18 protein-coding genes are annotated in these 20,351 nt (G+C 60.1%); 10 read left to right on the plus strand and 8 right to left on the minus strand.

The features are described from left to right. Positions 1 to 117: 117 nt before the first annotated feature. The gene (locus tag EI290_RS01815; RefSeq protein WP_125426062.1) at positions 118 to 2,583 is read right to left on the minus strand and encodes a M4 family metallopeptidase; all 2,466 of its coding nucleotides are present in this window, start codon (positions 2,581 to 2,583) and stop codon (positions 118 to 120) included. A gap of 294 nt (positions 2,584 to 2,877) precedes the next feature. Here EI290_RS01815 and EI290_RS01820 point away from each other — a divergent pair, with 294 nt between their 5' ends. Then, positions 2,878 to 3,666 carry an SDR family oxidoreductase gene (locus tag EI290_RS01820; protein WP_125426065.1) on the plus strand — a complete coding sequence of 263 codons (789 nt, stop codon included), beginning with the start codon at positions 2,878 to 2,880 and terminating at the stop codon, positions 3,664 to 3,666. Between the two features lie 73 nt (positions 3,667 to 3,739). Here EI290_RS01820 and EI290_RS01825 read toward each other — a convergent pair whose 3' ends face one another. Next, on the minus strand, positions 3,740 to 4,624 hold the full coding sequence (locus tag EI290_RS01825) for an ATP-grasp domain-containing protein (protein ID WP_125426068.1): 885 nt from the start codon (positions 4,622 to 4,624) through the stop codon (positions 3,740 to 3,742). Positions 4,625 to 4,866: 242 nt separating this feature from the next. Further along, complete coding sequence (locus EI290_RS01830; RefSeq protein ID WP_125426071.1) at positions 4,867 to 6,177, minus strand: amidohydrolase; 1,311 nt, start codon at positions 6,175 to 6,177, stop codon at positions 4,867 to 4,869. Positions 6,178 to 6,346: 169 nt separating this feature from the next. On the opposite strand from EI290_RS01830, the gene EI290_RS01835 reads away from it, so the two are divergent. Beyond that, positions 6,347 to 6,973 (plus strand): phosphatase PAP2-related protein, encoded by a 627-nt coding sequence (locus EI290_RS01835; protein WP_125426075.1) that lies wholly within the window; start codon positions 6,347 to 6,349, stop codon positions 6,971 to 6,973. Positions 6,974 to 7,049: 76 nt separating this feature from the next. Here EI290_RS01835 and EI290_RS01840 read toward each other — a convergent pair whose 3' ends face one another. Both EI290_RS01840 and EI290_RS01845 read right to left on the minus strand, forming a co-directional pair. Next, positions 7,050 to 7,832 carry an SDR family NAD(P)-dependent oxidoreductase gene (locus EI290_RS01840; protein ID WP_125426078.1) on the minus strand — a complete coding sequence of 261 codons (783 nt, stop codon included), beginning with the start codon at positions 7,830 to 7,832 and terminating at the stop codon, positions 7,050 to 7,052. An 86-nt stretch (positions 7,833 to 7,918) separates the two neighbouring features. Beyond that, positions 7,919 to 8,734 carry a phytanoyl-CoA dioxygenase family protein gene (locus tag EI290_RS01845; protein ID WP_125426081.1) on the minus strand — a complete coding sequence of 272 codons (816 nt, stop codon included), beginning with the start codon at positions 8,732 to 8,734 and terminating at the stop codon, positions 7,919 to 7,921. Between the two features lie 227 nt (positions 8,735 to 8,961). Between EI290_RS01845 and EI290_RS01850 the strand changes: the two genes are divergently transcribed. The 7 genes from EI290_RS01850 to EI290_RS01880 all read left to right on the plus strand — a co-directional run bounded on the left by EI290_RS01850 (position 8,962) and on the right by EI290_RS01880 (position 14,896). Continuing rightward, positions 8,962 to 9,741 carry a WG repeat-containing protein gene (locus EI290_RS01850; protein WP_125426084.1) on the plus strand — a complete coding sequence of 260 codons (780 nt, stop codon included), beginning with the start codon at positions 8,962 to 8,964 and terminating at the stop codon, positions 9,739 to 9,741. A gap of 117 nt (positions 9,742 to 9,858) precedes the next feature. Then, positions 9,859 to 10,671, plus strand: a complete 813-nt coding sequence (locus EI290_RS01855) for an energy transducer TonB (RefSeq protein WP_125426087.1) — start codon at positions 9,859 to 9,861, stop codon at positions 10,669 to 10,671. A gap of 122 nt (positions 10,672 to 10,793) precedes the next feature. Then, positions 10,794 to 11,105: a TonB family protein gene (locus EI290_RS01860; protein WP_185816799.1), complete on the plus strand. Its 312-nt coding sequence runs from the start codon at positions 10,794 to 10,796 to the stop codon at positions 11,103 to 11,105. Between the two features lie 5 nt (positions 11,106 to 11,110). Next, complete coding sequence (locus tag EI290_RS01865; protein ID WP_125426093.1) at positions 11,111 to 11,836, plus strand: hypothetical protein; 726 nt, start codon at positions 11,111 to 11,113, stop codon at positions 11,834 to 11,836. A gap of 124 nt (positions 11,837 to 11,960) precedes the next feature. After that, on the plus strand, positions 11,961 to 12,371 hold the full coding sequence (locus tag EI290_RS01870; protein ID WP_185816800.1) for an energy transducer TonB: 411 nt from the start codon (positions 11,961 to 11,963) through the stop codon (positions 12,369 to 12,371). A gap of 81 nt (positions 12,372 to 12,452) precedes the next feature. Next, on the plus strand, positions 12,453 to 14,009 hold the full coding sequence (locus EI290_RS01875) for a hydroxymethylglutaryl-CoA reductase (protein WP_185816801.1): 1,557 nt from the start codon (positions 12,453 to 12,455) through the stop codon (positions 14,007 to 14,009). A 65-nt stretch (positions 14,010 to 14,074) separates the two neighbouring features. Further along, positions 14,075 to 14,896 carry a hypothetical protein gene (locus tag EI290_RS01880; protein ID WP_125426099.1) on the plus strand — a complete coding sequence of 274 codons (822 nt, stop codon included), beginning with the start codon at positions 14,075 to 14,077 and terminating at the stop codon, positions 14,894 to 14,896. Positions 14,897 to 15,030: 134 nt separating this feature from the next. Here the strand turns inward: EI290_RS01880 and EI290_RS01885 are convergent, their stop codons facing one another. After that, on the minus strand, positions 15,031 to 15,561 hold the full coding sequence (locus EI290_RS01885) for a hypothetical protein (RefSeq protein ID WP_125426102.1): 531 nt from the start codon (positions 15,559 to 15,561) through the stop codon (positions 15,031 to 15,033). Between the two features lie 286 nt (positions 15,562 to 15,847). Continuing rightward, entirely contained in the window at positions 15,848 to 17,056 is a 1,209-nt protein-coding gene (locus EI290_RS01890) for a homogentisate 1,2-dioxygenase (RefSeq protein WP_125426105.1), read from the minus strand. Positions 17,057 to 17,262: 206 nt separating this feature from the next. Here EI290_RS01890 and EI290_RS01895 point away from each other — a divergent pair, with 206 nt between their 5' ends. Then, a complete protein-coding gene (locus EI290_RS01895) occupies positions 17,263 to 18,249 on the plus strand; it encodes a transglutaminase-like domain-containing protein (protein WP_125426108.1) in 987 nt (328 codons plus the stop codon). Positions 18,250 to 18,393: 144 nt separating this feature from the next. Here the strand turns inward: EI290_RS01895 and EI290_RS01900 are convergent, their stop codons facing one another. Next, positions 18,394 to 19,983, minus strand: a complete 1,590-nt coding sequence (locus tag EI290_RS01900; RefSeq protein ID WP_246008820.1) for a S41 family peptidase — start codon at positions 19,981 to 19,983, stop codon at positions 18,394 to 18,396. Positions 19,984 to 20,351: the final 368 nt, after the last annotated feature.

Below are 20,351 nucleotides of genomic sequence, written 5' to 3' on the forward strand. Positions count from 1 at the left end.
CCGGAGCCCGGCCCAAAAGGCCGGGCTTTTTTGTGACCCAAAGGCGGCTAAGCTGGCACAAAAAAGGGCCCGCCAATGTGGCGGGCCCTTTTGGGAAACGAGCAGCAGGCAGACCGGCTACTCTTTCACGAAACGCTCGTGGAAGGACTTCTGCCCGTCACTGACCGTGAGCAGGTAGATGCCTTTTGCCAGACCAGCCACGTTCAGCTGGCCATTCTCGAAGCGGGCTCCGGCTACGCGGGCGCCGCGCAGGTCAGTTACCGTGGCCGACACCACTTCTGCCTTGCTGGCCAGGGCCACGTTCAGCACGTCGGCAGCAGGGTTCGGGAACAGGGTTAATGCTTTCTCGGCAACTACTGGGGCCGCAAGACCGGCCGAAGCAGCCGATACGCCCGACGTGAGGGCTGCACCACCCGAAATAGTAACGGTGTAATCCTCGGTTTCGCCGTAGCTGTAGCTGTTGCAGCTAGTAGTAGCCGAAGCGTCGCTCATGACTACGCGCAGGCGGGTAGAGCCGTTTTTAGCCGTGGTGGGCACCGTGAAGGAGCCGCTGAGCGTGGCACTGCTGGCCGAGGAGGTAGATACTACCAACTCGCCGGCATCCGTGAATACGCCGTTCTGGTTGTAGTCGATGTATACTTTCCAGTACTCGGTGTAGGCCGTGGAAGCGTAGCCAGCCGAGAAGCTGATGGTTTGGGCCGTACCCGCAGTGAGAGAGGTAGAAGTGGCCGTGCCATTGTAGTAGCCGGCATCCGAGGTAGAGGTACGGGCAATGGTGCCCAGCTTCACATAGTCGATCCACTCGTAGGCCACGCTGGTGCCTTTAGAAGCGCAGTAGGTAACCGTACCGCCACCACCACCGCCGGCAGCAGCACCTACCCCTACGGCGTACCAAGCGTTGGTAACAGCCGTTACCTGGGCCGAGGTAGCGCCGTACAAATCGGTGGCAGCCGAAATGGCGGCCGTCCGGGCGTTGGCGTAGGTAGAGGAAGCCGTGAGGTACACGCTTTCGGTGCGGTAGGCAATTTTAGCGGCCGCATCAATACCAATACCGGTTACGGAATAGGCGCTGCCAATGTCGTTGGTGCCCGAGCCGCCCTGGCTCAGCAGATAGAACCAGAAGTTGAGTACCCCCGAGTTGGTGTGTACGCCGCCGTAGTCGTTGGCAGAAGTGGGCGAGGTGGTCGTAGCCTTCCAGTAGGTACCCTTGTAGGTATCGGGCTGGCTGTAGGTATTGGGGTTGCTCATGGAGCGCAGGGCCCCACCGGCTTTCATGATTTCTTCGCCAATCAGCCAGGTGCTTTTACCCGTTAGGCCATACTGGCCCACGGCGCGGGCTTCTACGCAGGCTCCCCAGATGTCGGAGAAGCCTTCGTTCATAGCTCCCGATTCGTTCTGGTAGGTCAGGTTGGCGGTTTTTTCGCACACGGCGTGGCCAATTTCGTGGCCACACACGTCCATGGCCGTCAGGGGCTTAAAGGTGCTGGCCCCGTCGCCGTAGGTCATCACCGAGCCGTTCCAGAAGGCATTTTCGTAGCCAGCGCCACCGGGCACATCATCAAAGTGTACGTAGCTCTTGATTTTGGCGCCGGCGTTGTCGTAGGAGTTGCGGCCGTGCACGGCGCTCCAGTAATCGTAGGTAGCCTGGGCCCCGAAGTGAGCGTCGCCGGCCACGTTGTCGTAGTTGGCGTTGTTGTACTCGGCCGCTGTCCAGCTGTTATCGGCATCCACGAAGTCGACGGAAGCGGTGTAGCTGTTGCTCTTTTTGGCGTTATAGGTTTCAATACCCAGGCCGCGGGTGTATTCGCGCAGGCGGTAGCCACCGGTGGTTGTTTCGTTGGCCAGGGAGCGGGTACCGCTGTAGGCAGTGGCAAAAGATGCCGTAGCCCCCGCGTGCTTGATGATGTTATCCTGCAGAATAACCTCGCCCGAGTGAGCATCCACGTAGATGAAAGCGCGGCTCAGGGGCGCTTTGGCGTACACATTGAACTTCCAGGCCAGCGTGGGCTTACCGGCCACCAGCGGGTTCTGACTGCGCTGGTTGCGCACTACTACCAGCTCGCCCTGAGGCTTGTAGGTAGCAGCCGGGTTATTCTCCTGTTGTTTCAGACTGGCCTCCTCCTGAGCATCCTGCCACATGTAGGTTTTGGCCCCTACAAACGACATGGCTTGCTCCAGAGCCGCTTTGGCATTCAGGGAAGGCGTGGTATTGAGGCCGCGTACCTTTTCAAACTGGCCGCTGATGCTTTCTACCTGCCCCCGGCGGGCGTGCACCGAGTACGTGGCGTGTTCTACTTTAATGCCTTTGTAGTACTGCTGGTACTTCTCATGCACGAAACCTACCTGGTCGGCTTCGGCTTTCGTCGCCACCATGTGGTCGTCGGGGGTGAGTTGTAGCTGCTCACGCAGGATGGCCTGGGCGCTGCTCAAAGGGTAGCCATTGCCGGCCCGGAATTGCACCATGTAGGGCGTGCCGTTGTCGTTGAGGTCCTGGGCCTGCACCCGGGAATAGTCCTGAGCCCAGGCAGACGAGCTTAGGCCACCAAGCAGCAACAGCGTTGCCGCAGCGTATTTGTTGATCATACGGTAAGGTTGTGGGGAGTGAAAGTGAACTGTACCTAAATGGGCTTCTTTCCATTCAGGAATGAATGTGGGTTCTAAATTAATCACTTTTTAATATCTGGCTTATTTTTTTGCAATAATTATTACAACATGAGCATTCATTGATAATATTTATAAAATAACCCCCAAATCAGACAAAATTGCAAAAATGTATAAACCAGCCCTTTACCTTCTTTATGCGGCTTATGCAGCCGTACGGGGTCCTTGCTGTCAACTGTCACCGAACAAAATTTTAAACATTCCAAGATTCGCTTCATGAAATCTTCATTATCCCACTTCCAGGCACGTTGGTCACTGCAAGGGCAGGTGGCGCTGGTAACCGGTGCTTCTAAAGGAATTGGGGCGGCCGTAGCCGCCGAGCTGCTACTACTGGGTGCTACCGTGGTGGCCGTAGCCCGCACGGCCCCGGAGCTGGAGCAGCAGGTGGCACAGTGGCAGGCGCAAGGGCTGGCGGCCCACGCCCTTGCGGCCGACGTAAGCACCACGGCCGGGCGGGCCCATGTGCTGGCCGAAGTAAGCCGCCGCTGGCCCCAACTGCATGTTCTGGTGAACAACGTGGGCACCAACATCCGCAAACCTACCGTGGAGTACACCCCGGACGAGTACCGGCACTTATTAGCCACCAACCTGGAATCGGCCTGGGAACTGAGCCGGATGGTGCAGCCGCTGCTGGTAGCGGCGGGGGGCGGCAGTATCGTGAACGTCTCCTCGGTGGCGGGCCTCACGCACGTGCGCACGGGGGCCATCTACGGCATGACGAAGGCCGCCCTGGTGCAGCTCACGCGCAACCTGGCCGTGGAATGGGCCGGGCTGGGCATCCGGGTGAACTGCGTGGCGCCCTGGTATATCCGGACGCCGCTGGCGGCCGGGGTATTGCAGAACGACGCCTACTTGCAAAATGTGCTGAGCCGGACGCCGCTGGGGCGCATTGGGGAGCCCGAGGAAGTGGGCGCGGCCGTGGCATTTCTGTGCCTGCCGGCCGCCGCCTACATCACCGGCCAAACCCTGGCCGTGGATGGCGGCTTCTCGGTGAATGGGTTTTGAAGGCAGGCAGCAAGGCCGTCGGCCGCGTCGCGCGGCCAACGGCCTTGCTGCTTATTCTATCATCTCTCGCCTCTCATTTCTCCCCTACCAGTTGCCGCAAAGCGGCTTCGTAGCGGGCGTAGGCGGCCGGGCCGCCGGCTTCCAGGTACAGGAAAGGCTCAATGAGTTCCAGCTCCATCAGTAGCAGTTCGCCGTTCTGGTCGAGGCCATCGACGCGGGCGTAGAGGCAGCCGGGGGCAAACTGTGCAACAATGGCATCGGCGGCGCGGCGCAGGTGGCTGGGTGCTGGCTGGGGCTCGATGCCGCCGCCCAGGTAGTGCTGCACCCGGAAGTCGCCCGCTTTGGGCGTTTTCAGTACGCAGTGGCTGTACTGGCCCCCGAAATACAGCAACGACCATTCGCCTTCCTCCTGAATCCGGGGCAGAAAGGGCTGGGCCAGAAAATCCTCGTGTTGCAGCAGCTCCGTGAGGTAGGGCTGGCGCTGGACGGCTTCCGACGGCGTGAGGATGAACGTGTTTTTGGCCCCGCCGCTTACGGCTGGCTTTATTACCAGCCGGTCCGGGCCCATATCGGAGAGCAGGGCAGCAGCGTCCACAGCCTGGCCGCGGGGCAGCAGGCGGGTGGGCACGATGCGCACACCGGCCTGCTCCATTTCCAGCAGGTATTTCTTGTCGGCGTTCCAGCGGATGGTAGCAGCGGGGTTAAGCATCCGCACGCCCAGCTGCTGCATCCGGTCCAGCCACTGGTAGAACTCCGCCACCCGGTCGAAATAGTCCCAGGGCGACTTTACCACCACCACATCGTAGCGTAGCCAGTCTACGGCCGGGTTGCTCCACACCCGGGGTTCTACGGAATGGCCCTGCTCGCGCAGGTAGCGGGTGAGCAGGCTATCCTCGTCATCTACATTGGGGGCGGCATATTGCGCCAGACTTTCGCAGGTAACGAGGGCTATATTCATCACGGATGTAAACGGATTCATTGGATTTCACGGATTCGGGCGCATTCACAGGGTGCCCGAATTGGCTACTAGACGACAAAGGGCTGCCGAAGTTGCGCCTGACGGCCGTTGGCCGGGCGTGAAATGGAGCATCATAAATCCGCGAAATCCGATGAATCCGTTTGGACTTGAGCAGCTCTATCCTGGGTTCGATTGCCTCTTGCAATCCGCGAAATCCGATGAATCCGTCTAAATCCGTGGTTCTATTTTTTAGCAGCGGCGAGGTAATCGGTGGCCAGCGTAACCAGGGTGCGCACACCCAAGGTCAGGCCGCTTTCATCCACGAAGAAGCCAGCGGTATGGTGAGGGGCCGTGTCGGCGGGGTTCTTGCCTTTGGGCATCCCGCCCACAAACACGAACACACCGGGCACTTTCTCCTGGTAAAAAGCAAAGTCTTCGGCCCCGGTCACGGCTTTTTGTACGCTCACGTTGGCTGGTCCGGCGGCCCGGCTCAGGCTGGGCACCATCTGCTCGGTCAGGCGGGGGTCGTTGTAGGTAATGGGAGCATAGTTGACGATGTCCACCTCGGCGGTAGCCCCGGCGCTTTCGGCAATATTGGTGGCGGTACGGCGCACGGCGGCCCATACCTTCTGCTGCATTTCCTGGTTGAGGCAGCGGATGGTGCCCGTCAGCTCTACCTGTTCCGGAATGATGTTGTTGCGCACACCCCCGTGCACCATGCCCACCGTCAGCACCACGGCATCCTCCGTCAGCTGGGCCTGGCGGCTCACAATGGTTTGCAGCCCCATAATTACTTGGGCAGCCGTTACCACGGGGTCGACGGCCAGCCAGGGGTAAGCGCCGTGGGCCGATTTACCTTTCACTTTGATGGTAAACACATCCGAGGAGGCCATTTCGCCGCCGGGCCGGTAGCTGAGCTTGCCTACTTCCGTCTGGGCCTGAATGTGCAGGCCGAAAATGGCATCCACTTTCGGGTTCTGGAGTACGCCTTCCTTCACCATCAGGCGGGCCCCGCCTTCCTGGCCCGGCAAGGAGCCTTCTTCGGCCGGTTGAAAGATAAATTTGACCGTGCCGGCCAAGTCCTGGCGCATCTGTACCAGCACTTCGGCCGCACCCAGCAGCATGGCTACGTGGGTATCGTGGCCGCAGGCGTGCATTACGCCCACCTCCTGGCCGTTGTACTGGGCGTGGGCCTTGGAGGCGAAGGGCAAGCCGTTGCTTTCCGTTACGGGCAGGCCATCCATATCGGCGCGCAACGCCACCACGGGGCCAGGCTTGCCACCTTTCAGCAGGGCCACCACGCCGGTGCGGGCCACGCCGGTTTGCACCTCCAGGCCCAGCTTACGCAGATGCTCGGCCACCAGCGCCGCCGTGCGGGTTTCCTGGTTACCCAGCTCGGGGTGCTCATGAATATCACGCCGCCAAGCTACCACTTTGGCTTCCTGTTGCTGAGAAAGTTTGGCAATGCGCTCCGTGAGGGCGGCATTTTGGGCGAAGCCAGTGGTGGTAGCAACAGCCGTAGCGGCCAGAGCCAGTAAGTAGCGGGAAGTCATATAAACGGAAAAGCAAGCGGGTTGAAAGAAGGCCGCCCGTACCATGCCGGGCGGCCGTGGCCCAAGGTAAGCCGCAACCGGCGGGAACAAAAGCCTCACTCCTTACCTGCTAGTGGCGGTGGCTCCCGTTTTCCGGTGCTTCTTTGCGCGGCTATTCAATTTTCGAGCTATGAATCCTCCCCCACCAACTTGGCCGCAGGTCTGGCAGCAACCGTATTTCCGGTGGCGCCTGGGTCTGGTGCTGCTGCTGCTGCTGTTACTGGCCAGCCAGCTGCCGCGCTACTTTGCCTGGGTGCAGGCCCGCCCCGGCCATGTACTCCCCGACCCGCTGCTGGCCACCCTGCCCGCTCACGATGTATCGGGGGCAGCCTTTGCGGTGATTTACCTTGGTATTGGGCTGGGAGTAGTTACGCTGCTGCCCCGGCCGCTGCGGTTATTGAGGGCCCTGGCGGCGTATCTGCTGCTGCACCTGCTGCGGTGCGCAACGCTCTGGCTGCTGCCCCTGGAGCCGCCCCCGGGCCTGGTGCTCCTCCACGACCCGCTGGTGGACCGCCTCATCTACGCCGCCCCTGCTCCCATTACCAAAGACCTGTTTTTCTCCGGCCACACGGCCACCCTATTGCTGCTGGCCCTGGCCGTGCCGCCGGGCTGGCACCGCCAGGTATTGCTGCTGGGCACGGTGCTTATTGGGGTTTTGGTGCTGGTGCAACATGCGCACTACACCTACGACGTACTGGCCGCCCCCCTGTTTGCCGCCCTGGCCTGGTGGGGAAGTAAGTGGGTGACGAAGGGATGAGGTGAAACGCTGAACGTAGCGTAGAGATACCGCCTCTGCACGAGGGGCTACTTATTACCAGGTAACTGTCAACTCATCACTGCAGATGCCTCTGGTAGATACCGGCGGCAATACGTTCCGTCAGGCCCTTGGGTACCAGGCTGGTAAGCGCCGTCGATACTTTATTGAGGGCTCCCGGAATGATTTCGGCTTCGCCGGCCAGCAGGCCGGCTATACCTGCCTGCGCCACCTGCTCGGGCGTCATGGCTACCTTGTTGGAGGTAGCCTGCAACTCGGCATTCATGCCGGCGCGGAGGGCAAACTCGGTAGTGGTTGCCCCGGGGCTCAGGCAGCTGACGGATGTGAGCGTATCGCGCAGCTCGTAGCGCAGGCCCCGGCTGAAACTCAGCATAAATGCTTTGCTGGCGGCGTACAGCGTGAGCGTTGGCACGGCTTGGTAGGCGGCCGTGCTGGCCACGTTGAGAATGTAGGCTCCGGGCTGGCGCTGCAGCATGGGCAGCAGGATATGCGTCAGGGTGACGGGTAGCTGCATGTTGAGCTGCAGCATGTTGAGCTGCTGCTCTATGCCCAACTCTTCAAACCGCCCCCAGAGGCCGTAGCCGGCATTGTTCACCAATACTGTTAGCTCGCTGGTTTGCCCCAGCACCCAAGTGGCCAGCAACCCCGCGGCCGAGGGCCCGGCCAAGTCCAGGGGCAGCACCCGGGCCTCGCGGCCCAGCTGGCGCACCTCTGCCGCCACCCGCTCCAGCTGCTCAGCGGAGCGCGCCGTAAGCAGCACATTGAAGCCCCGGCGGGCCAGCTCCAGGGCCAGCGCCCGCCCAATTCCGCGTGACGCGCCCGTTATCAGTGCTGTTTTCATGTAATAGTGCTTAGTACCCAGTGCTTAGTGCTTAGTGCTTAGTGCTTAATAGAACAACCTAAGCACTAGGCACCAAGCACCAGGCACTATTTTACCAGGTGCAAAAACCGCAGGTAGAAGGGCGTGGGGCTGTTTTCGTGCTTGGGCTCGTACTTACCGGCAATGATGGGTACGTACATCACGCGGCGGCGCGAAACCTCGCCTACCAGCGGCGACTGGGCTACCCGGTGCCACATGCGGCCGTCGTGCACGGTCAGGTCGCCGGGCTCAGTTTCCACGGCTATTTCGTGCTCATCGGGGCCCACGTCTTTGTAATACTTCTTGCGGAAGAGAATGTCGCGCAGCCCCTGGCGGTGGGTACCCGGTATCAGGCGCAGGCCGCCATTGGTGGCGGGCGTGCCATCCAGGTGCACGCCTACATTTAGCATCGGCCCAATCTTTTTGCCGTAGAACACGTCCCGCAGCGAATCGGTGTGCCAGCCCATCTGCGAGAATTCGGAGCCAGCCACGTTCACGTAGTGGTTGATAACGAGGCCGTCCTTCTCATTCTCTCCTACCCGGCCACCGGGCGCTTCCAGCAGCGGAAACAAGGCCCGGAAGCGGGGGTCCTGCAGAAACTCGTGCAGCACCGGGCTGTAGTGAGAAGCAAAGGCAAAGCGCTGCACAATGGGCGAGCCATCGACATCTTTGCCATATTTGATGGGTACTCCGTTCACTTTTTTTACCTCCTCGGTCAGCCACTGGCGCTGCACCTCCTCGGAGGCCCGGAGCAGGTTCCGTACGGTATCAGGGGAGATAAACGCCCGGAAGTGCAGAAAGCCATGCTGGCGAAAAAAGTCCAGCTGTTCGGGCGTCAGGCTTTCGCCCAGGGTAAAGCGTGGATAGTGTGGTTGTGATGACATACGTAAAGGCGGTTAGAAAACACGCCCGTTCAGGCAAAGGCAAAGATAGTAGGTACAAACGGGCACCCGTTGTTTTTGCGGATGTGGCCAACAGAATGCGGCACCAGCCGCAAGGTGGCTTCCTGCCGGTGAAGAATGAGTGAATCAACCGGTCGGCGGGCATTTGGTTTGCGCCATTGTCCGTATCTTTAGCAAGTATAGCCGCTGCTTTCCAACCACCGTTGCGCATGAAACGACTTCTGCTTCAGTTGCTGCTGCTACTGGCCGGCGCAGCATCCGTGGCACAAGCCCAAACTGCCTCTTCCCGCCTGGTGCCGTTCCGCCAAGGCACCCGCTGGGGCTACGCCGACCGTAGCCGCCGCCTGGTGCTGCCCGCCCGGTTTGATGAGGCCGGCCCGTTTCAGGAGGAAATTGCCTGGGTGCGTCAGGGCCAGTTGTATGGCTACATTGATGGCGGCGGCAACCCCGTAACCCCCGTGCAATACACCCGCGCCGGCAATTTTCGCCAGGGCCGGGCCACCGTGGAGCTGAGCGGCGAAACCTTTGCCATTGGCCCCAGTGGCCACCGCCTCACCGAGCCCGCCCCCGCTGAGCCCGAGGAGGAACCCCTGGAGCAGGGCGACGTGGTGCGTAAAGATGGCAAAGTAGGCTTCCGCTTCACGGTGGGCTCGGCCTCGGTGCCGGCCATTTACGACGAAATCCGGGACAACTATAACGGGCTGCTGTTTGTGCGCCAGGCCGGCAAGTGGGGCGTGCTTAATGCCAAAGGCAAGCTGGTGCAGCCCTTGCAGTATGATGCCATCCGCCTCACCGGTAACCTGGTGTACCCGGTGGTGCAGCAAAACGGCCTGTTTGGCTACCTCGATGCCGAGGGCAACCGCCTCACCGAGGTGCGCTACCTCCAGGCTGAGCCCTTCCTGCAGGATGTGGCCCGGGTGCAAACTCCCGACGGCCAAACCGGCTACCTCGACAGCTCCGGCCGCGAATTCTGGACCGACGAGCAGTAACCTCACCCCCGGTTCATGCCGCTAGATGCGCGGAATCCTCCGGGAGAGGGGTGCGTTCTGGAACAACCAGCGTCAAGAGCACGGGGTCACCCGTATATTCACTATCTTATGCTTCTTATGCTACCCTTACCTATCCTTAACATTCGCCTACAAGCCTGCGCCGAAGACTGGCAGCAGATGACACCCACCGAGCAGGGCCACTACTGCGGCAGCTGCCGTCGCACCGTGCTGGACTTCACCCAGGCCACCCAATCGGACCTGGAAGCCGCTTTCCTACATTCCCCCGATGGCCGGGTATGCGGGCGGTTCCGGGCTGAGCAATTGGCCCCGGCGCAACCGGCGCCCCTGCCGCGTCGCGTGGCGTTGCGGCCCCGGCTGCGGCGGTTTCTGGTGGCCCTGCTGCTGGTGTGCGGGCTCGGGCTGTCGGCGCGGGAGGCGGTGGGGCAGGTGCGGAAGGTTGCACAAACCACTTCCACGAATAAGCCAGCCCAAGCATGTCTACAGCAACTGCCGGGCGAAACGGAGGAAATACCAGACAAATCTACTCTCGCGTCTACTGAATCAGCAGCCTCTGCACCTTTGCCATTTTTGGGCTCCGTGAAGCAGATGCCTGTTTTCAAAGGCGGTATGGAGGCATTAATGAAATTCATTGCCGCTAATTTTCATCGGCCCGCAGAGGCTCCGGCTACGCTTGCGGGCAAAGTATTTGTTCGGTTTCAGATTACTGAAACCGGAGCCGTGCGCGACGTGCAGGTGGCGAAGGGGCTGCATCCAGCGCTGGACGCGGAAGCCGTGCGAGTGGTAAAGCTGCTGGATGGCAAGTTCACGCCCGGCCAGCAGAATAAGCGGCCGGTAGCTGTGGGCTATACCATTCCGTTCACGTTCCAGAGCACATCAACCACGCTGCCAGTTTCCCGCAAGCGCAAATGAATAGAGTTTTACTACTATTGCCCGTCGTGTTTGCCGGCCTTGTTTCTTACCGCGCTACGGCCCAAGCCATTCCGGCAAAGAATAATTCGTCCTTGCCAACAGACATCGTTCCAGATGACCCATTGAAGCATTGCTCCGGCTGCCGGTATCCAGTGTACAAGGATGGTGGCGTTGAGGGCATGCTGTGGGCCATTGGCAAAAACGTGCGTTTCCCCGAGCACCTGCAGAAAGACGGGAAGGTCTTCGTTCAATTCACTATCAACGAACAAGGTCAGGTACGTAACGCCGTGGTAAAACAGGGCTTCCGGCCTGATGCTGATTCGGCCGCCGTGCGGGCCGTGCGGTTGCTGGGTGAGTTTACGCCGGCGCTGGATGCGCAGGGCCGGCCCATTGCGGTACGGCAGACGGTGCCGGTAACGTTTAGCCTGCAATGAATATCATGCCTATCCTACTGCCCATCCTCAACGTGCGCCTGCAAGCCTGCGCCGAAGACTGGCAGCAGATGAGCCCCACAGAGCAGGGCCGCTACTGCGGCAGTTGCCACCGCACCGTGCTGGACTTCACGCAAGGTACCGAGGCCGACCTTGCCCAAGCATACGCTACCTCTCCCGACGGCCGGGTGTGCGGCCGGTTCCGGGCCGACCAGCTTAACCCCGCCAGCCGGTTGCGCGCCGGGTTGCGCCCCCGGCAGCGGCTGTTTTTGGCAGCGGTGGTATTGGTGCTTTTGCAGGGTTTTTCGGCGCGGCAGGCCTGGGCCCAGTTGCAGGCGGCGCACGTGTGCCCGCCCACCTCGTCTAACTTCTTGGGTATGCATGAATCCGGAATACCGACCGGCGGCATGACCTATAAACAAGGCTCTCAGGCCGATTTTGAGCAATTGGTAAGTGCCCGACTACAGTGGCCAAGCACGGCGCAGGGCCGCCCCCTGAAATCGTGGCGACGAACGGTACGGGTCCTGTGCATGGTTGATACCGCCGGACAGGTGGTTGCCAGCCAGCTGCTGAGGGCTCACTCGTGGTCGGGGCAGCAACCGTTCCTGACAGAACTGAACCGGATACTAGCGCAATTGCCGCAGCCATTTGTAGCGCCCAACCACTACGGCCGCCCCATTGCGGCCCAAACGGTCATGCAATTTACCTTCCGAAAAACGGCTTCATCCCATTAAACACAGCTGTATGTATCGGCCACTTACTGTATTGGGCGCGTTATGTGCGAGTCTGGCCAGCAGGTCCGCCACGGCCCAAGTAACCGCAGACACGACCGGATTACACAGTAAGCCGCTAAATCCAGTGGCCGTTTCTTTGGATGAGGACGGGTTATCAGGCGTTATTACCTTCGAAACATACCGGGCTATTGGCAAGGGTGGGCCGGTTACAATGTGCGAGGTAATGCCGGCGTACATCAAGCGGAATAAGAAGGATAGCCTGCAACGCTTCATCCTGGAGAATACCCGTTGGGCCGACCCAACCGGCAAAATGTGTATCGACGGGCGGGTATTCGTGTCATTCACTGTAGGCCCAGACGGACAAGTGTACCGAACAAAAGTGCTAAAGGGAATGCACCCGCTCTTTGATGCCGAAGCGTTGCGCGTTGTGCAGCTGCTGTCTGGTCATTTCTCATCGGCTATTTGCGGCGGTGTGGCTCTTGCTCATGAGATGGTAGTACCAGTTTCGTTTTTCCTGAACTCAATCAATGACTAAAAGCCAGTTAGTATTCCTCTCTATCCGAAAACCTTCCTATTTTCCCCTCCCGTAGTATCCTCACTCAACCTCTCCCGCCCTATGATTTTCACGCCCAGCCCCATGCTGCTCAAGCTGCTCTACACCCGCGGCAGCCTGCACAACACGCCCGAGGGCGTGGCTTTCAGCATTAAAAACCGCCTCGACACCGTGCGCATTACCCGCGTGGAGGCCGTGGTGCTGGACGGCAACCGCATTGGCGTGGAGCAGATTGCCCTGGATTTGGGCGGCGGCGACGTGCGGCCGGCCACCACCTTCAACGCCGATGCGGCTGGCTTCACGCTGCCAGTAGGACAGTCGGCCACGTTTCACCTGCATACCGGGCACCTTCCGGAGGGTTTGCACACGGTGCAGGTGCAGTTTTCAGCCGACCCCTTCGGCGACTTGTCGGTGGAAGTGGAAGACTCCATCACTAACCTGCCGGCCCAGGGCCACAAAATTCCGCGCTCCGAGCAGGACGATTACGCCGACGACGCCATCCGGGCGCGGCAGCGGTTCGCCGAGGAGTTTTCGGGTCAGCAGTTCCAGCACCTCAAGCACTACTCCTTCGACGCCCACGACTTGCAGGGCAACTGCGAGCATTTTACCGGCGTGGCCCAGATTCCGGTGGGGCTGGCTGGGCCGCTGCGCGTGAACGGGGAGCACGCCCAGGGCGACTTCCTGATTCCGCTGGCCACCACCGAGGGCACCCTGGTAGCCAGCTACAACCGGGGCATTCAGCTGCTCAACCTCTGCGGCGGGGCCAAATGCACCGTCATCGGCGACGCCATGCAGCGGGCCCCGGTGTTCGTGTTCGATGATGCCCGCGGGGCCCGGGATTTTGGCCGGTGGGTGGAGGAGGAAATCAGCCGAATCCGGCCCGAGGCGGAAAGCACCTCCCGGGTGGCCAAGCTGCAATACATTGATACCTACCTGGCTAACAAATTCGCCTACCTGCGCTTCAACTTCAGCACCGGCGACGCGGCGGGCCAGAATATGGTGGGCCGGGCCACGTTTGCGGCCTGCTCCTGGATTCTGGAGAATTACAAGGGCGCGCCCATTCGCCACTTCTACCTCGAAAGCAACTTCGCCACCGACAAGAAAGCCTCCCAAATCAACGTGATGCGCACCCGGGGCAAGCGCGTGGTAGCCGAGGCCGTTATCAAGCGCGACATTTTGCAGCAGCGGATGCGCGTGACGCCCGAGCAGCTAGCCTACCACGGGCAGGTCAGCAACGTGGGCGCGTTCATCTCGGGGGCCAACAACAACGGCGCCCACTCGGCCAATGGCATTACGGCCATGTTCATTGCCACCGGCCAGGACGTGGCCAACGTCTCCGAATCCTCGGCCGGGGTGCTTTATTCCGAAATCACGCCCGAAGGCGACTTGTATATCAGCATTACCATTCCCTCGCTCATTGTAGCTACCCACGGCGGCGGCACCGGCCTGGCCACCCAGAACGAGTTTCTCCGAATGCTGGGCTGCGTGGGCCGCGGTACCGTCAACAAATTCGCCGAAATAGTGGCCGGCGTGGTGCTGGCCGGCGAGCTGAGCCTGGGTGCCGCCATCAGCTCATCCGATTGGGTAAGCTCCCACGAGCAATACGGCCGGAACCGGTAACTTTGTAGCATGATGGCGGCCTTCCCGTCGCCTGACAGCCATTACACTGATTTCTTATCTATTTCATGTTTCCTACATTCTCACGTCGTGCTATTCTACGGGTTACTGCAGTAACAATGGGGGTGATTTTTGTGGCGGCATACGCAAGCTACGGTCAGTCAGCAGGGGCCGCCATGTCGGGTGGCAGCGGAGCGGGTACACAAAACCCGCTAGTGCAACTAAACCGCCTGCAACGGGAAATTGATAGAACCTCCCCTACTAACCGGTCAGGCCTGGATAAACTTACAATTCCACCCCAACTATTGTATTACGCTGGCGGTTGGACTGCGGGCACGGTTTCTCCAACGGCCTCGGCACCGGCTTTACCAGAGCAAGCCATGCGGTACAATGTAGTGCTGCAGCGGTTGGAAATCCAGGACGCGCACCAGACCACTGGCTTCCGGGTACTTACGCCCGATGCGTTGTCGGGATTTACCGTTGTGGGCCCCGATCATTACACGCACCAATTTGCCACCAAACCGTACTCTGATACAGGCCGCCCACGTCAGCAAGCATTCTTTGAGGTGTTGGTTTCAGGCACCGTAGAGCTATTGGTTCTCCACGAATTCTATATCCAGCCAGCCGAGTTTATTGCTACCTACAACATAGAAAGCAAGCCGGAAGAATACCGGCGTATTACCCGTTTATTTGCCGGTGGCTCCGCCAAAGAGGCCGTATATGAACTGACCCTTACCAAGGCAGCAGTATTGAAGTTATTCGACAAAGAAACCCGGGCTGAAATAACTGCATACGCCACAGCGAATCATCTTACCTACACTGATGTCAACGATGTGGTGAAGCTAGTGACGTACTACAATAGCTCACATCCAGTAAACAGCAAGCCCTGACACGTCGTTGCGTCCTCAACCTGTCACAGCAAAAATCCCCTGATGCCACAACTAGGCATCAGGGGATTTTTACTATGAGACTCTGCTCTAGGAGATACAGGGAATTCGCTTACCTCCCATTACTACCTAAGCACCTAGAGCGGATCGGCAGTTACTTTGAAGCGGGAGTCGGTGCGAATGGTAATGTCGCGGCTGATTGGCTTGCGGATGCGGGCTTCCGTGGACAGCGTGTAGCTGCTGGCTTTCACGTATTTATCCAGCTTCTGCGTGGTAGGAGTGAGCTGCAGCGTGTTAACACCAGTCGGAATGTTGTCCTGGGAAGCCAACAGAATCCGGTCGTTGGCGTCGGTGCTGATGTAGAGGCTGATGCTCTGCAAGAAGTCGAAGTTTTCGGAGTTGGGGTCGGTAACGGTGAGGGTGAGGCGGTCCAGCTTCACGTCTTTCACCAGGTCAGCGCTGGTATTTTCGTTCTTGAACTTCTCGTCCGAGCGGGTGGGTACGGTAATGGGCGTGAGCGGCACTACCTGCCCGATGGGGAAATTGCTGGAAATCTTTACCGACTGCGAGTCTTCAATGTAAAAGGTCAGCAGCTTGTCCAGCTTGTCGCAGCTGCTCAGGAAAGCCAGCACCAGCAGGGCAGGGGCCAGAAACAGGATTTTTTTCATAGGAGTTGCAATTTGTACAAAGGTACGAAGGCCCGGTTCTTTTCGGTTTGTTCTGGTAGCCAGTACACGAATTGTGCCATATGAACCCGCCTGGCAACTCGTTGGAACCGGAACCGGGACGCCAGCTGCTGAACGTGACGGTGCTGATTTTCGTGTGTTGGCAAAACACTGTTACACCAAGCGGCGCGAGGAACCCGGGCTACTCATCCCATGATGAGCCCCAGATTCCTCGTTTTGCGCGGAAGCGGAATAACAACCCGCTCGCGCTCCGTCCCTCCTGTCAACGCTAGTCCATCATATCGGCCGCGCGGGGTGGGTCGGGCACGAAACCGGGCTGCCAGCTCATGGGGTAGCGCGGGTCCACGTAGGGCAGGGCGGCCTCGGTGAGGTAGAGAGGGCGGAATGTATCAAGCATCACGGCCAGCTCGTGGGTTTCCTTCTTGCCAATGCTGGCCTCCACAGTGCCGGGGTGCGGGCCGTGCGGAATACCGCTTGGGTGCCAGGTAAAGGAAGCCAGATCCACGCCCTTGCGCGACATGAAGTTGCCCGCCACGTAGTACAGTACCTCGTCGGAGTCGACGTTGGAGTGGTTGTAGGGGGCTGGAATGGCCAGCGGGTGGTAATCGAACAGCCGCGGCACGAAGGAGCAGATAACGAAGTTGTTCCCCTCAAACTGCTGGTGCACGGGTGGCGGTTGGTGGATGCGGCCGGTAATGGGCTCGAAATCGTGGATGCTGGTGGCATAGGGGTAGAAGTACCCATCCCAGCCCACTACATCGAAGGGCGAGTGGCCGTACACCAGCGTGTGCAGCAGCCCGTCTTTCTTCACCCGTACCTCGTACTCGCCCGACTCCCGCACGTCGCCTTCCACCAGTTCCGACGGCCCCCGGAAGTCCCGCTCACAGTAGGGCGCGTGCTCCAGCAGCTGCCCGAAGTGGTTGCGGTAGCGTCGGCAGGTTTCCACGGGGCTGAACGACTCGATGATGAGCAGGCGCACCGGCCCTTCCTCGAAGTGCAGCTGGTGAATAATGGTGCGCGGAATCACCACGTAGTCGCCGGGCTCGAAGGCCAGCTTGCCCAGCTGGCTCCACAGCTCGCCCCGGCCCTCGTGCACAAAAATCACCTCGTCGGCCAGGGCGTTCTTGTAGTAGTAGTCCATGCGCGGCTCGGTGGGGTTGCAGATGCTCATGGTCACGTCGGCATTGCCGAGCAGGGTTTGGCGGGCTTGCAGGTAGTCGCCGCCGGTGCTGGTTTGGGCCAGGGTGCGCAGGTGGGCCGGCTCCAGCGGCCGGTCCTTCAGCAGCTTGGGCGCAAATGGCCGGGGCGTGCCCACCTTGCGGATTTCAGTGGGCGCGTGCCGGTGATAGAGCAAGGAGGAAACGCCGTGAAAGCCCAGCGTGCCCACCAGCTGCTCGTGGTACAAGGAGCCGTCGGGCTGGCGGAACTGGGTGTGGCGCTTGCGCGGAATCTGGCCTAAACGTTGGTAAAAGGGCATACGGGTGGGAAATTGCGGGTGGGAAACAAGCGGAGGATGCCGGCTGGAAGATACAAGGTTTGCCGCTGACCTACTGGAGTACAACGGCCCATGCGGGCACAAGGTGCCTGATTTTGGCGGCCGTACCTTTACCCCTCGGCCGCCACGGCAACTTTTCCGGCTTGTTTGGGCTTTTGCCGATGCCTGACCCATGCCTTTCCCCTGCTATGCTGTCATTTCTGCTGCCCCTGCTTTCGTTCCTGGCCCCCGATACGCCGGCCGCACCGGTGCCCCGCAGCCGTACGTTCACCTTCGAGTACACGGCTATGGTGCCGCCCTTGCCTGCCGGCACCGACTCGGTGGAGCTGTGGCTGCCGGTGCCCCACTCCGATGCCTCCCAGCAAACCAGCCACCTGACTGTTAACACCACTGTACCCTACACCGTGCGCACCGGCCAGTACGGCAACCAGCTGCTCCACTTGAAGGTAGCCGCCGCTCAGGCGGTCAGCCTGCGGGTGGAAATGCAGCTGGAAGCCACTCGCCGGGAGCATCTCAACCCCTACCTGACCAACCCTGCGCCCAGAAAAGCCCGCCGGGCCGAAGCTCTCGACCCCGATATGGCCCGCTGGCTGCAGCCCGACCGCCTTGTGCCCCTCGATGCGAAAATCCGGCAGTGGGCGCAGGAAGTAGTTACGAAAGCCCAAGCCCGTACTGACCTGGAAAAAGCCCGCGCCATCTACGAGCATGTGGTCAGCACCGTGACATATGATAAAACCGGCCAGGGTTGGGGCCGGGGCGACATCTACTATGCCTGCGACGCCCGCCGCGGCAACTGCACCGATTTTCACGCCGTGTTCATCGGCTACTGCCGGGCCGTGGGCATTCCGGCGCGGTTCAGCATTGGGTTTCCGCTGCCGCCCGAGCGGGGACAGGGCGAAATTAAGGGCTACCACTGCTGGGCCGAGTTCTACACCCCCGCCACCGGCTGGGTGCCCGTTGATGCTTCGGAAGCCGCCAAAAACCCTGCCCGCCGCAATTACTTTTTTGGGGCTCACGATGAAAACCGCCTAGAGTTCACCCGGGGCCGCGACCTGGACTTGTCGCCCCGGCAGCACGCTACCTCCCTCAACTACTTCATTTATCCCTACGCTGAGGCCGATGGCAAGCCGCTACCGGGCGTGCAGCAAACCTTCCGGTTTCAGGATGTGAAGTAGAAAGGCAACCCGTCATGCGGAGCAGCGCGAAGTACTGTATTACGCAGGAATAAGTCGTTTTACAGACTCCTAACGTGGTAGGGTCCTTCGCGCTGCTCCGGATGACAAACCTGGCGTACCGCAAAGCAGAAGTACGCCGTCCGATTACTTCTCCAGCAGCCCCAGCATCACGGGGTTGGTGGGCTCCTGCACGGCTTTCAGGGCCTGCTGCATCTCCACATCGTCTTGGTTGAGCACCTGAAAGTAAGCCGATTTGCCGTAGGCGCTGCGGGCAATGAGGGCCTTAATCTGGGTGCGCAGCAGCGGGGTACTGCGGCGCAAGCCAGGGGCATCCTGCGGAACACCGTTGCGGGCAGCCTGGGCGGCCAGTTGCAGCAGTTGGGCATCACTCACCCGGAAGCTTTGGTTGAACTGTTCAAACCGCAGCCCTTCCAGCTCTTCCTTATGCTCCTGGTAATACGTGAGGGCGTATTCTCGCACCAGGTTGTTGCTCTGCAGGCGCGTGTAGTAAGCCGAGGTGGCCGACGTATCGCGCGGCACAAACAGGTCGGGCATAATGCCGCCGCCGCCGTACACGGTGCGGCCGTGGGCCGTGCGGAACTTCAGCGAATCGGCAAAATGGATGCTGTCGGCGTGGAACAGCTCGCCGTGGCGCAGGCGGTTCTGCAGGTCCTTCTCGTACTCCCGCAGCCCCCCGCGGTACGATTTCTGGATGCTGCGGCCCGAGGGCGTGTAGTAGCGGGCAATGGTGAGGCGCAGCTCCGAGCCGTCGTTGAGAGCAATAGGCTGCTGCACCAAGCCCTTACCAAAGGTACGGCGGCCTACCAGCACGGCCCGGTCATGGTCCTGCAAGGCACCGGCCAGCACTTCGGCGGCCGAGGCACTGCCTTCGTCCACCAATACCACCAGGGAGCCTTCCTCAAACTCGCCGGCTACGCGGGAGAAGGTTTGGGTATCATACTGGTCGCCTTTGCCATCGGTGTACACAATCTTCTTAGTGCCCCCAATGAACTCATCGGCCATTTTGGTGGCCCGGTCGAGGTAGCCGCCGGGGTTGCCGCGCAAATCCAGCACGAGGCGGGTGAGGCCCTGTCGGCGCAGGTCGCCCAGCGCCGCCTTGAACTCGTCGTAGGTGCCACTGGCAAAGCGGCTTACTTTAATGTAGCCCGTCTGATTGTCTACCATATAGGCCACATCCACCGAGGCGTTGGGGATGCGGTTGCGGGTTACCTGCACGTTGATGGGCCGGGCCATTCCGCGGCGCATTAGTTGCAGCAGCACGCTGGTACCCCGAGGGCCGCGCAGCTTGCCGAACATTTGCTCTGTGGTCATGCGCACTCCCGATACCCGCTGCCCGTTTACGGCCAGAATCCGGTCGCCGGGCTGCAGGCCGGCCTGCTCGGCGGGGCCTTCGCTCAAGGGCGCTACTACCGTTACAGTGTCGCGAAACAGGTTGAACTCCACCCCAATACCATCGTAGTCGCTTTGCAGAAAGGAGGACGCTTGTTGCTGCTGCTTGGCCGGAATGAATACCGAGTGCGGATCCAGGCGCTCCAGCATACGGCTGATGGCGTAATCCGACAGCTCTTCGGCATTCACTGAGTCCACGTAGTCCCGGTCGACGTAGCTGAGGATTTCCTTGAACTTCAGGTAGCCGCGGGCCGTGAGGTCGGGGTTCTGATCGGAAGGGCGGAACGGGTTGGCTCCCAGCAATGCCCCGGCTAACAGGGCCAAGCCAAGCAGTAAAGGCTGCCGTACCCGCCAGCGGGAATTTCGCGGGGTAGGCATCGACGCGGACGGCGACGAGTCGTGGGGCTCGGGGGTCATAACGCGTTGAGAGAGTAGTAGTTCAGCCGATAATCAGAAATCCACACTACGGACAGGTCTTCAAAATTATTGAAACTTTTCCAAGAAACCGAGGCAGCATATAGTGGTATAGGCATTTTCGAATAACAGTACAATTTTTTATTTCCTGAAGTCAATACCTACCCCGATTACCTGTATTCCGTACTACTCTAAACACCCTGATTGTTAACTGAATACAAAGATTATTTTATCATTTTAGAAAGACGGGCATCTTTCGTTTAATGACTGACTTTCGC

This window comes from Hymenobacter metallilatus, from assembly GCF_003944705.1.
Classification (GTDB): domain Bacteria; phylum Bacteroidota; class Bacteroidia; order Cytophagales; family Hymenobacteraceae; genus Hymenobacter; species Hymenobacter metallilatus.